Annotated in this window: 9 protein-coding genes and 1 pseudogene; 6 read left to right on the top strand and 4 right to left on the bottom strand. The window is 56.3% G+C overall.

What is annotated here, in order from left to right:
* The first annotated feature begins 99 nt into the window (after positions 1-99).
* The 4 genes from pip (at position 100) to mdoH (ending at position 6,158) form a co-directional block, all read left to right on the top strand.
* A complete protein-coding gene (gene pip, locus ACLH0I_RS02970) occupies positions 100-1,071 on the top strand; it encodes a prolyl aminopeptidase (RefSeq protein WP_003196909.1) in 972 nt (323 codons plus the stop codon).
* A complete protein-coding gene (gene dtd / locus ACLH0I_RS02975; protein WP_250961919.1) occupies positions 1,068-1,505 on the top strand; it encodes a D-aminoacyl-tRNA deacylase in 438 nt (145 codons plus the stop codon). The genes pip and dtd overlap by 4 nt, the downstream gene beginning before the upstream one ends.
* A gap of 350 nt (positions 1,506-1,855) precedes the next feature.
* Positions 1,856-3,595, top strand: a complete 1,740-nt coding sequence (locus ACLH0I_RS02980) for a glucan biosynthesis protein G (protein ID WP_189656173.1) — start codon at positions 1,856-1,858, stop codon at positions 3,593-3,595.
* Positions 3,588-6,158, top strand: a complete 2,571-nt coding sequence (gene mdoH / locus ACLH0I_RS02985) for a glucans biosynthesis glucosyltransferase MdoH (RefSeq protein WP_411386254.1) — start codon at positions 3,588-3,590, stop codon at positions 6,156-6,158. Before ACLH0I_RS02980 ends, mdoH begins: the two co-directional genes overlap by 8 nt.
* Before the next feature lie 55 nt (positions 6,159-6,213).
* Here the strand turns inward: mdoH and ACLH0I_RS02990 are convergent, their stop codons facing one another.
* Entirely contained in the window at positions 6,214-7,239 is a 1,026-nt protein-coding gene (locus tag ACLH0I_RS02990; protein ID WP_411386255.1) for an RHS repeat-associated core domain-containing protein, read from the bottom strand.
* Positions 7,240-7,711: 472 nt separating this feature from the next.
* On the opposite strand from ACLH0I_RS02990, the gene ACLH0I_RS02995 reads away from it, so the two are divergent.
* Together ACLH0I_RS02995 and ACLH0I_RS03000 are read left to right on the top strand one after the other, a co-directional pair.
* Positions 7,712-8,905, top strand: a complete 1,194-nt coding sequence (locus tag ACLH0I_RS02995; RefSeq protein WP_250961922.1) for an aminotransferase class I/II-fold pyridoxal phosphate-dependent enzyme — start codon at positions 7,712-7,714, stop codon at positions 8,903-8,905.
* Positions 8,902-9,843: an NAD(P)-dependent oxidoreductase gene (locus tag ACLH0I_RS03000; RefSeq protein WP_411386256.1), complete on the top strand. Its 942-nt coding sequence runs from the start codon at positions 8,902-8,904 to the stop codon at positions 9,841-9,843. Before ACLH0I_RS02995 ends, ACLH0I_RS03000 begins: the two co-directional genes overlap by 4 nt.
* Positions 9,844-9,977: 134 nt before the next feature.
* On the opposite strand, the gene ACLH0I_RS03005 is transcribed toward ACLH0I_RS03000, so the two are convergent.
* The 3 genes and pseudogenes from ACLH0I_RS03005 to ACLH0I_RS03015 all read right to left on the bottom strand — a co-directional run.
* Positions 9,978-10,415, bottom strand: a complete 438-nt coding sequence (locus ACLH0I_RS03005; protein ID WP_250961924.1) for a bleomycin resistance protein — start codon at positions 10,413-10,415, stop codon at positions 9,978-9,980.
* 326 nt (positions 10,416-10,741) lie between these two features.
* Positions 10,742-11,614, bottom strand: coding sequence for a methyl-accepting chemotaxis protein (locus tag ACLH0I_RS03010; protein ID WP_411387452.1), 873 nt, complete (start codon positions 11,612-11,614; stop codon positions 10,742-10,744).
* Positions 11,600-12,658: pseudogene (locus ACLH0I_RS03015) on the bottom strand (methyl-accepting chemotaxis protein); the annotation flags it as partial. The pseudogene ACLH0I_RS03015 and the gene ACLH0I_RS03010, both read right to left, overlap by 15 nt.
* Positions 12,659-12,818 lie beyond the last annotated feature (160 nt).

The following is a 12,818-nucleotide window of genomic DNA, read 5'->3' on the forward strand; positions in this document are numbered from 1 at the left end:
CAGGGGCATGCTCATTCAGGTGATTCGGGTTTATGATGCCGGACGGCAGATTAAATAGACGTCCCCACAGGGATGACTCGACCCCTTACGGAGCGCGCAATGCAGACTTTGTACCCGCAGATCAAACCCCATGCCCGGCACGATCTGGCTGTCGATGACACCCACACGCTCTATGTCGATGAAAGCGGTTCCCCGGAAGGTCTGCCAGTGGTGTTCATTCACGGTGGCCCGGGTGCTGGCTGCGACGCGCAGAGTCGTCGCTACTTCGATCCGAACCTTTACCGTATCGTCACCTTCGACCAGCGCGGTTGCGGTCGCTCCACCCCCCACGCCAGCCTGGAAAACAACACCACCTGGGATCTGGTCGAAGACCTGGAGCGCATCCGCAAGCACCTGGGCATCGAAAAATGGGTGCTGTTCGGCGGTTCCTGGGGCTCGACCCTGGCCCTGGCCTACGCCCAGACCCATCCAGAGCGGGTGCATGGCCTGATCCTGCGTGGGATCTTCCTCTGCCGTCCGCAGGAAATCGAGTGGTTCTACCAGGCTGGCGCCAGTCGCCTGTTTCCCGACTATTGGCAAGACTACATCGCGCCGATTCCCCTGGATGAGCGCGACGACTTGCTCAGCGCTTTCCACAAGCGCCTGACCGGTAACGACCAGATTGCCCAGATGCATGCGGCCAAGGCCTGGTCCACCTGGGAAGGTCGTACCGCGACCCTGCGTCCGAACCCGCTGGTGGTCGATCGCTTCTCCGAGCCGCAGCGGGCGCTTTCGATTGCCCGGATCGAATGCCACTACTTCACCAACAATGCGTTCCTCGAACCCAACCAGCTGATTCGCGACATGGGCAAGATCGCCCATTTGCCGGGCGTCATTGTGCACGGCCGCTACGACGTCATCTGCCCCTTGGACAACGCCTGGGAGCTGCATCAGAACTGGCCCAACAGCGAACTGCAGGTGATCCGCGACGCCGGTCACGCCGCTTCGGAGCCGGGAATTACCGATGCGCTGGTACGCGCCGCTGCGCAAATGGCCCGGCGCCTGCTCGACCTGCCGCCCGAGGAAGCATGAAGGGGCTGTTGCAACGTGTGCGCTGCGCACGGGTCGAAGTAGCCGGTGAGATCATCGGGGCTGTAGACCAAGGCTTGCTGGTGCTGGTGGCCGTCGAGCCCGGGGATACCCGGGCCAGCGCCGACAAACTCCTGCACAAGCTGCTTAACTATCGCGTGTTCAGCGACGCCGAGGGCAAGATGAACCTGTCCGTGGTGGATGTCGGTGGTGGGCTGCTGCTGGTGTCGCAGTTCACCTTGGCGGCGGACACCAAAAGCGGCCTGCGTCCAAGTTTTTCCACGGCCGCGCCTCCGGCCTTGGGCGAAGAGTTGTTCAACTATTTGCTGGCCCAGGCGAAACAGGTGCATGGCACAGTGGCATCAGGTAGATTCGGCGCCGACATGCAGGTGCATCTGGTCAATGATGGCCCGGTAACCTTCCTGTTACAGTCCTGAAAGCGTTTGAAACATCTTTTCCGTTCTGTTTCGAGGCTAAACAGGGAGTTTTCTCGATAAATACTTTGCTACCCCTGATGCGTTGTCACGCGGGCTACTAGATAATCGCGCGCTACGGGGGATCAGCGTTCGCTGGTCCATTTGACTTAGGTAGAGACTTGTCCTGAACCGTTTGGGGAATCATTTTGCCCCGTCGGAGTCGGAACAATGCTCGCCAACTTGGCAAGAGTGGTCCGCAGGAACGGTTTTTCAGCGCCGTTACCGTGTAGATACTTTATCTGGCCGTTGGTTTTTTGATCAGTTTTCGGCGAGGGTTGCTCGTGATTGTTAGTCCCTGTAATGCACCAAAAATGACTGCCAAACGGTTTAGAAGCGCCTTGGTAGCGGGCTCGGCCCTGCTGTGCCTGTTCGGCGCGGGCCAACTGTGGGCATTCAGCCTGGATGATGTATCGGCGAAGGCACAAGAACTGGCCGGGCAGAAATTCGAAGCCCCGCGCAGCAATTTGCCGAACGAATTCCGCGAAATGAAGTTCGCCGATTATCAGAAAATCCGTTTCCGCACCGAAAAAGCGGAGTGGGCCGACCAGAAGACCCCGTTCCGGCTGTCCTTCTATCACCAGGGCATGCATTTCGACACCCCGGTGAAGATCAACGAAATCACCGCGACCACCGTCGACGAGATCAAGTACGACCCGACACGGTTCGATTTCGGCGACGTGAAGTTCGATCCCAAGGCCACCGAACAGCTGGGCTACGCCGGTTTCCGCGTGTTGTACCCGATCAACAAGGCCGACAAGCAAGACGAAATCATGACCATGCTGGGCGCGAGTTATTTCCGCGTCATCGGCAAGGGCCAGGTCTACGGCTTGTCCGCGCGTGGCATGGCCATCGACACCGCGTTGCCATCCGGTGAAGAGTTCCCACGCTTTCGCGAGTTCTGGATCCAGCGTCCGAAACCCACCGACAAGCACCTGGTGATCTTCGCCCTGCTGGATTCGCCGCGGGCCACTGGCGCTTATCGCCTGACCGTGCGTCCGGGCACCGACACCGTTGTCGACGTGAAATCCCGCGTGTTCCTGCGCGATCGCGTCAACAAACTGGGTATCGCCCCGTTGACCAGCATGTTCCTGTTCGGCGCCAACCAGCCGTCCAAGGTGCTCAACTACCGTCGTGAACTCCACGATTCCAGCGGCCTGTCCATCCATGCCGGCAACGGCGAGTGGATCTGGCGTCCGCTGAACAACCCGAAACACTTGGCCGTGAGCAACTTCTCGGTAGAAAACCCGCGTGGTTTCGGCCTGCTGCAACGTGGTCGTGACTTCAGCCACTATGAAGACCTGGATGACCGTTACGAAAAACGCCCAAGCGCCTGGATCGAACCGAAAGGCGATTGGGGCAAGGGTACCGTCGATCTGGTCGAGATCCCGACCGCCGACGAAACCAACGACAACATCGTTGCGTTCTGGAGCCCGGAGAAACTGCCTGAACCAGGCCAGCCGCTGGACTTCGCCTACCGTCTGCACTGGACCCTCGACGAAGCCAACCTGCACTCGCCAGACAGTGCCTGGGTCAAGCAGACCCTGCGTTCCACTGGTGATGTGAAGCAGTCCAACCTGATCCGTCAACCGGACGGCAGCGTGGCCTACCTGGTGGATTTCGAAGGGCCGTCCCTGCAAGCATTGCCTGAAGACGCCGAAGTGCGTAGCCAGGTGAGCGTTGGCGACAACGGCGAGATCGTCGAGAACAGCGTGCGCTACAACCCTGAAACCAAGGGCTGGCGCCTGACGCTGCGACTGAAGATCAAGGACCCGAAACAGGCCACCGAGATGCGTGCGGCACTGGTTCGTCCGCTGACGCCTGTCGAAGCCCCGGCCGCCTCGCATTCCGCGACCACGACCCTGGCCAAGGCTGACAAGATCGCCCGCCAGCAGACTGAAAAAGAGCTCGCGAAAGAAAAAGCGCAAGACGAAGCCAAGGCTGTCCAGGCGGACACCGCCGCGGTCGAACCGACCCCAACCCAGCAGGAACCGGAACCGACTGAGCAAGTCCTGACCGAGACCTGGAGCTATCAGTTGCCAGCCGATGAGTAATACTCCAGTACAGCCAGAGACGCTCAGTGAGTACCTGGCCCATTTGCCCATGACCGACGAGCAGCGCGCCGAACTGGCGGGCTGCAAGTCCTTCAGCGAATTGCACGAACGCCTGTCGTCGCCGACGTTCGACGCGCCCACCGAGGCTGTGCAAGCCTCGGTGGGTCGCCGGCTGACCCTGAGCACCGCCGAAGAGCTTGAAGAAGCGGAAATGCTGGGGCTCGACGCCAGTGGCCGGGTGTGCCTGAAAGCGACGCCGCCGATCCGTCGGACCAAGGTCGTGCCGGAGCCGTGGCGCACCAATATCCTGGTGCGCGCCTGGCGGCGCCTGACCGGTCGCACCAACCCGCCGAAGCCGCCCAAGGATGAGCGCGTGCTGCCCCATGCACGCTGGCGTACCGTGGGTTCGATCCGCCGCTACATCCTGCTGATCCTGATGCTCGGCCAGACCATCGTCGCCGGTTGGTACATGAAGGGCATCATGCCCTACCAGGGCTGGTCGTTCGTCGACCTGGAAGAAGTCCTGCACCAACCGCTGTTGCAGACGGCCACGCAAGTGCTGCCGTATGCGTTGCAAACCAGCATCCTGATTCTGTTCGGGATCCTGTTCTGCTGGGTGTCGGCAGGTTTCTGGACAGCGCTGATGGGCTTTCTCGAATTGCTCACCGGCCACGACAAATACCGCATCTCTGGCGCCAGCGCCGGCAATGAGCCGATTCCCAAGGATGCCCGCACCGCGCTGGTGATGCCGATCTGCAACGAAGACGTGCCGCGGGTATTCGCCGGTTTGCGCGCCACCTTCGAGTCGGTGGCTGCCACCGGTGACCTGGATCGCTTCGACTTCTTCGTGCTCAGCGACAGTAACGAGACTGATATCTGCGTGGCCGAACAGCAAGCCTGGCTGGACGTCTGCCGTGAAGCCGGGGGCTTCGGCAAGATCTTCTACCGTCGTCGTCGCCGTCGCGTGAAACGCAAGAGCGGCAACCTCGACGACTTCTGCCGTCGTTGGGGCAGCGACTACAAGTACATGGTCGTGCTCGACGCGGACTCGGTGATGAGCGGCGAATGCCTGACCAGCCTGGTGCGCCTGATGGAAGCCACGCCGGACGCCGGCATCATCCAGACCGCGCCACGGGCTTCGGGCATGGACACGTTGTATGCGCGCATGCAGCAGTTCGCCACGCGAGTGTACGGTCCGCTGTTCACCGCCGGTCTGCACTTCTGGCAGTTGGGTGAATCCCATTACTGGGGTCACAACGCGATCATCCGCATGAAACCGTTCATCGATCACTGCGCCTTGGCGCCGTTGCCGGGTAAAGGTGCGTTCTCGGGCGCGATCCTGTCCCACGACTTCGTCGAAGCCGCGCTGATGCGCCGTGCCGGCTGGGGCGTGTGGATTGCCTATGACCTGCCGGGCAGCTACGAAGAGCTGCCGCCAAACCTGCTGGACGAACTCAAGCGTGACCGTCGCTGGTGCCACGGCAACCTGATGAACTTCCGGCTGTTCCTGGTCAAGGGCATGCACCCGGTGCACCGTGCGGTGTTCCTGACCGGCGTGATGTCTTATCTGTCGGCGCCGCTGTGGTTCTTCTTCCTGGTGCTGTCCACCGCGCTGCTGGCGGTGAACACGCTGATGGAGCCGCAGTACTTCCTTGAACCACGCCAGCTTTATCCGCTGTGGCCGCAATGGCATCCGGAAAAAGCCATCGCCCTGTTCTCGACCACCATCGTGCTGCTGTTCCTACCCAAACTGCTGAGCATCGTGCTGATCTGGGCCAAGGGTGCCAAGGAGTTCGGTGGCAAGTTCAAGGTGACCATGTCGATGCTGCTGGAGATGCTCTTCTCCATGCTGCTGGCGCCGGTGCGGATGATCTTCCACACCCGTTTCGTGCTCGCCGCGTTCCTCGGCTGGGCCGCGACCTGGAACTCGCCGAAACGTGACGACGACTCCACGCCATGGAGCGAAGCGGTCAAGCGTCACGGTCCGCAAACCTTGCTGGGCTTCTTCTGGGCCTTGCTGGTGATCTGGCTGAACCCAAGCTTCCTCTGGTGGCTGGTGCCGATCGTCGGGTCGCTGATCCTGTCGATCCCGGTGTCGGTGATCTCCAGTCGCGTGGGCCTGGGCTTGAAATCCCGTGATGAGAGCTTATTCCTGATTCCCGAGGAATACGCACCGCCCCAGGAACTGCTGTCGACGGACCAGTACACCCATGAGAACCGTTGGCACGCGCTGAACGACGGTTTCATCCGGGCGGTGGTCGATCCACAACAGAACGCCTTGGCGTATGCATTGGCGACCTCGCGTCACGGCCAGGCCGAGCCGATTGAATGGCTGCGGGTCGAACGCGTTCGTCACGCCCTGAAGGTCGGCCCTGCCGGTCTCAATAACGCTGAGCGGCTGGCCCTGCTGAGCGACCCGGTGGCCCTGTCCCGCTTGCATGAGCAGGTCTGGAGCGAGGCGCATCCCGAGTGGCTGGCGGCGTGGCGTGAATCGGTCAAGGCGGACCCTCATGCACCGTTGCTGCCGCTACAGCCGGTGAGCGTACAGCCTCAACTGGCATGACAAAGAGCCCCGCTAACCAGCGGGGCTTTTTGTTTGTGCGCGGTGAGTCATAGGTTCATGGGTAGCGGGTATTTCTTCGGATAGCGGAAGCACTTAGCGTCGCCGTGTATTCGTCAAGATCAAACATTCTCCTTCGTTTGATAAACCTTTGATTTCGTGGAGACGTCCAGGAAGTAGGTGAGGAGACTAGAGATTCTCGGGTCAATGAGTCCCGAAGCGGGGGCAGTTGAGCTCGTTTATGCAGCAAAACACCAAAACCACTCACCATGCCAATCGCCCCCAGCGCCACCAGGGCGATCAGGAGCGGGTCATTGACGGGTGATTCAGGATGATGATGCTCCATTCGGTTCAGGACTAGATAGGCGACGGTCCCTACGAAGGCGCTGCCGCTTGACACTACTTTGGCAACGCGCCCGAACGTGGCGTCAGCGACAAATGGAAGCCGTCGTACCAGCACTTTAGGAGCAAGGAACGGAAGTACATAGTTTCCGCCGAATTCCATCAGCCCATTTACGAACCACAACAGCCCGTGTGGAATCCGTCCCGTGGGATCTGTGCGATTTATCGGGTCTCCCTGACAATAGGCATAACAGTTCAGTCCTCCGTCTCCAAAGGGACTCAGGCTGTCAGGGCTGTTAAAGCGCATCAGGACAGGATTGAACGCACGGTGCCCGTTTCCCAGCAAGTAGCAACCCGTAATCGTATCGTTCCGTTCACCGTTGAAAGCCAGAAGGCTGCTCAGGCCCCCTTGAGCGGGGCGATGACCGTAAGGCGTATAGGTCGAAGTGCCGTCGCTGCTCTGCAGCACCGAGCGATGCTTGTCGGTCAGCAGGATTGACGTACGTGGGGTGTTCCCTCCGTGGTTTTCCGCCAGCAAGACATCCAAGGTCTGAAAAACCTGATACTGAATGGATCCTTGGATTTCTGTAGCGAGCCGATCTAATAGATAGAACCGGTCACGACGGAGTTGGTCGGCAGGCACGCAGCAAACCAGACGATCGAGAGCATCGTATAGATACTGGACTAATAGTCTGTCAGCAGTGTTCGACATCAATATTTTTCCAGGAAACAGACCGTTCATTCAGTCTCGGCCGGAATGAGAATGTTGTCTACTATCAGAACTGATAGGTTTTGAGAGTGCTCGGCGTGTACGAGGATAAGTGTCAAGCGCCGTCACTGAAGGGTGACAGGTTGTAACTTGTTTGATGGTTTATCTTCTGCTGGGTAAAGGCATACAGATTATTGCTGTGAGATATTTTGAAAAGTGGATTGGGTTGTTGGATGTTTTTCGAGTGGGCGCGCTAGAGGGCGAGTTGCGGCAACAATGCTTCAGCCTAAAAGCTCGATAATTATTCGAATATCTACGTTACAAAAGAATCCCGTCATCAGTGTCGGCTTTGTCCGTCTGTTAAGAACGGGAAATATTTAGATAGCTAGTTGCGGGTGTGTCAACTTTACATGTGGGCGCTTGGTTATTAAGGTTCGGTTCGTCAAGGAAGGCAGTCCTAGATCAAGGTCGAACTAGATATTCAAATTATCCGATAGGAAGCCCGATGAGCCTTATGTCTGATTACAAAAACCAGAGCCTTACTGAACATGAAGTTTTTGGGTTGTCGGCACAATATAATCTTGCCGATGGTCATAGCTACATTTCTGCGAAAACGCATTTTAGCAGCGTGTTACCTGAGTTGCCTGACTTATGGGGTTCGGCGGTCGAGACGCCTGTTCCGCAAATGGAGATGGCGTTCAAAGATATTTTTGCAGATTATTTTGCGCTGCCTGGGTTAAAAAATCACCAATATTTTTCGATCTGCCCTACCGCGTCAAACAGCATAGACATAGTGGGAGCATGGGCGCGATCAAAGCAGTTAAAAATAGGCCTTGTCGAACCCACTTTTGACAACCTCGCCCAGTTGCTTAGGCGTAGGGAAGTCGAGCTTGAAGCTGTTCCAGAAAGCTTGTTTTCAGACTTGGGCTTGCTGGAGAGGTTTGTTCAAAACAAAAAACTTGACGCCTTGTTTATGGTTAATCCCAATAACCCGACAGGTTTCGTCATCGATGCAGTCATGATGAAAAATATTGTGGAACTGTGCCATCGGCTCAATATAATTTTGATCCTCGATACCTCTTTTCGGTTCTGCCACAAAACCGCTATCGACGAATATGCACTCCTGGTTGAAAAGGGCGCGTCATTTATCATTCTGGAGGATACCGGTAAGCAATGGCCAACATTGGATGCCAAGGCCAGCCTGCTGTCATATAGCAAGAATCTGGCCCAGGAAATCAGAGCCATCTACGAAGAAATTTATCTTTGCTGTTCCAATTTTGTACTGAGACTGATCATTGCATTTATCGAGGCGACGCTAAAAAGAGGAGGGCTCTCTTATGTGCACTCGATTATTACCAAGAATGCAGAAATAGTACGTTCCCAGCTTGCAGGAACACGGGTCAGCGTTGATTCGCCGCATTCGTATTCGGGCATGACGGTTATGTGGCTTAACATAAAACGAACTGGGCTCTCGGACCTGGAATTAACTGACTACCTTGCAACTTATGACGTGGCCGTGTTGCCGGGGAGGTATTTCTATTGGAACAGTCATGAGGTCGCAGGGCACGACCGTATAAGAATTGCGCTTTTGAAGCCTGATGACCAATTCAAGTTTTCGCTCTCGCGCTTGAGACAAGCCCTGCTCGAGCTTGAATCGGCCAAAGACTACAATGATTGTGTAGAGAAGATTTCGGAATGAGAAAGGTTCTGGTAACGGGGGATTTTGATATTGATAAAACGGTATTTTCAGACGGTATTGAACTCACCCATATAAGACGTCCTATTGATGAGCGGCAAATTCTAGAGGTGTTGCCCGATGTGCACGACTATATTTTAGGTGGACCGGAATACCTGTCTGCGGAGCTGATTGACGCCGCCACTCGGTTAGAGAATATCGTTGTAATGGGAACAGGCACCTCCAGCTTCGTGGACGTGAAGTATGTTTCCGATAAAGGCATAAAATTAGCCAATACACCCAACCTAAACGTGCAAGCGGTGGCTGAATTTACATTGGCAATGATTGTCCTCTGTTCGGCAAGGGCTTTTGAAAGCGCTGAAAGTGTGAAGGCGGGCAACGCTTGGATACAGACGCCCAGGCGATCATTGTTGAATCTTAAAGTTGGCTTTGTTGGCATGGGATCGATTGCAAGTGAGGTGGCATATCAGCTTCATATGCGTGGAACTGCAAATATGCGCTATTGGTCCCGGACACGGAAGGAGTCGCTGGAAAAGTCATTGGGCCTGCAACATACCTCCCTCGGTGATCTGGTCAGCACCGTTGACGTTTTATGTATTCATCTGAGTGGTTGTGCCGAAACCTTTAATCTTATCGATGAATCGGTATTGGCCTGCGCGTCAACGGGACTGATGATATTGAATTTGTCCAATCCAAAAATTATCTGCCCGCGTGCGCTCAAGACCTACCTCAATCGCAATGCGGATGCATTTTGTTTTATCGATGGCTACTACAACGAATGGGCGGCTAACAAGGGCCAGCATGATGATCCCTATGGTTTGCTCTCATTGCCCTCAAAAAAAATAATGGTCACTTCGCATCTGGCGGCACAGGAGCAAGTGACTGTTGAAAATATTTTTCTTCAGGCTGTGAAAACCCTTCATTGTATCAGCGGGCGTTAAGTTCAATGGCCTTTCATTTGAATGGCTTTAAAACGTTCGCATGCGGCGTGATGATTTATTGCCCCAATATGAGGTATTCCGGTGGCTGGACACTCACTTTCTCCAAGAAAGTGAGTGTCCAGTCCAGCATTTGCTTACATTAGTTCGTTGCGGCTGGATTTGGAGCCTAGGTTTTGAGCAAACCTAAGTAAATAGCCATCTGGGTCTAATATGAGAAAATTGCTTTGACCTTGAAGCAAATCATTTTCTTTGTACCAGCATTCTTCTATCGGTTTATGCAGCTTGTATCCCGAAGCCATCAATGATTTCGCTAACGCTCTGACATCAGGACAATCAATGGAGAGGTTCATTCCGCGTCCATAAGGTTTTTGTAGCGGGCCCACACGCCATGGCGACTCTTTGTGATCGTCTTGCTCCAGCATTAACTGGCTGCCGTGATAGGAAATGAATATAAAACCGTCGTTCGGTCTTTCATACTCAACGCTGAAGCCAATGAGCTTGCAATAAAAACTTGAGCTTGCCTTGATGTCGGACACAATCAGTTCAGGTATAAGCTTGTTAAAGGCGACCATAATTCCTCTTCCGTGAAGAATGTTTCATATAGTTAATGGAGGTGCCATTCTGTCGTGAACTCTAGAAAAGTCCAATAGATTTTTCTGATGCTTTCGTCATTTTTATGATGGTTGCAATCATTTGACGATATGTGGCAGTTATAAATTATGTCTGAAAGTTAAAGTAGGCGGGATGTTTAAAAACATTAAACCTGCTGCGGCGCATGTCGAATATCACTGTCGGTAGAGCAGTGCTCTCAGCCCCAATAGGGACTGATGCACTGCTTCATGCCTATGTGTTTGGAAAACCAGCTAAGCGGCCATTCGTTACAAAAGCCCCAATGTCTCTAAACTTTGAACCGCCCCACCAGCGTCTGCAAGTGAACGCCCAACCGAGCCAATTCCGCACTTGAAGCGGCCGTCTCCTCACTGGACGACGCCGTCTGCTCCGACACATCACGCACATTCAGCACACTACGGTTGATCTCCTCAGCCACCGCACTCTGCTGCTCGGCCGCTGCGGCAATTTGCTGATTCATCGACTGGATCGCCGAAACCGTCCGAGTGATGTTCTCCAGCGAGCTCCCCGCACGACGGGTCAATTCGACGCTGCTGTCGGTCAGGCTACGGCTGTTGTCCATGATGGTCGCGACCTGTTCGGTACCGGTCTGCAGGCCCACGATCAGTTCTTCAATCTCTTCGGTGGATTTCTGGGTGCGCTGGGCCAGGCTACGGACCTCGTCGGCCACCACGGCGAAGCCTCGTCCGGCCTCACCGGCACGGGCTGCCTCGATGGCCGCGTTGAGGGCCAGCAGGTTGGTCTGCTGGGCCACGGACTTGATCACGTCCAGGACGCTGCCGATCTTGTCGCTCTCACGCTTCAAATCGCCCATGGCGGCGGTGGAATTGCCTACTTCCTTGGCCAGGCGCTCGATCTGGGCGATGGCTTCGCCAACGACCTTGTCGCCTTCACGGGCTTGCTGGTCGGCGGCGAAGGCCGCTTCGGAAGCTTCCTCGGCGTTGCGCGCCACTTCCTGCACCGTGGCGGTCATTTCGTGCATGGCGGTGGCGACCTGATCGGTTTCCACTTTTTGGCTGTTGACCCCGGCGCTGGTCTGTTCGGTCACGCTTGAGAGTTGTTCAGCGGCGCTGGCGATCTGGGTAACCCCTTCACCGATGCCACCGATCAATTGCCGCAGGCCGACGGTCATGCGTTGCATGGCGCGTTGCAGTTGGCCGAGTTCGTCGCGGCGTTCGGAGGTAAGGTTGTGGGTCAGGTCGCCTGCGGCGACACGTTCTGCCACCTTCAGGGTCTCATCCAGCGGGCCGACGATTTGCCGAGTAATGAGCAGGGCGGCGATCACGCCAAACAGCAGCGCCAGTGCAGCGGCTGCGATCAGGACGCTCTTGGCCTGGGCGGTGTCGTGGTCACGCACGGCGGTCTGGGAGACGGTGAGCTTCTGGCTGGAATCGATCAGTACCTGGCCCTGCTGACTCATGCGCTGCAATGCGGCGCCGTTATCAAGTTGGGAATCGCGGAACTGGCTGACCGCCGCTCGATAGATGTTCATCGAGTCGCTGGCCTGTTGGAGCTTGTCGGCGTGCTCTTCGGGCAACTGCGCTGGCAAGCGTGCCAAGAGTTTCAAGACATCGGTGATTGCATCGATGGCCGGTTGTTGGGCCTCGCTTTTACCGCTGTAGGTGTAGCCGCGAACCTGATAACGCGCTTGTTGGATGGCCTTGCTCAAGGTCACGATGCTGTTGAACTGGGTGATGTCGCCACCTTGCAGCAGCGCTTTTTCCACTTCGGCGACACGGGCCACGGTGTTGTCGGCGCTGGCGCCCAGCTTGCTGCGGGCATCTTCGCGGCTGACGGTGGCGCTGGTCATCTGGGCGAAGGCGCTTTTGTATTCGGCGACGGCGGCCAGTTGCTGGTCGATCAATGCAACATCGGCTGGCTGTTCGATCAGCTCGCGAGCGGTTTTCAGCCCGGCTTCGAGTTTGCCAAGCAGGTCATTGACCTGTTGCGGCCCTTTCTCGCCCCGCGTGGTGTTGTAGTCGATGCTGGCCAGGCTCAAGTCCTTGCTCAAGTCATTGAGACTGGCAATGAACCCCAGCTTGTCGCCCCGGCTGATGACATTGCCCAGGCCGGACCAGCCGGTGAACGCAATCATCAAGGTGAGGAGCAGCACCAGGCCGAAGCCTGCGCCGAGTTTGCGGTTAACGCTTACATTTCCCAGACCCTGGGCAAGCCACCCGAACATGCTGATACTCCCTTGGAGCGCTGATTTGGTTTTATGGGGACTGTATCGGCGGCTTCGGTGGGATCTGTAGGGATTTGCCAAGATTTCGTGGCGAGGGAGTTTGCTCCCGCTCGGCTGCGAAGCAGTCGTAAATCTGGAGAGTGTTGGTGGCCGCTTCGCG

Origin of the sequence: Pseudomonas sp. MPB03, assembly GCF_046605385.1 — a bacterium.
GTDB lineage: Bacteria > Pseudomonadota > Gammaproteobacteria > Pseudomonadales > Pseudomonadaceae > Aquipseudomonas > Aquipseudomonas zanjanensis.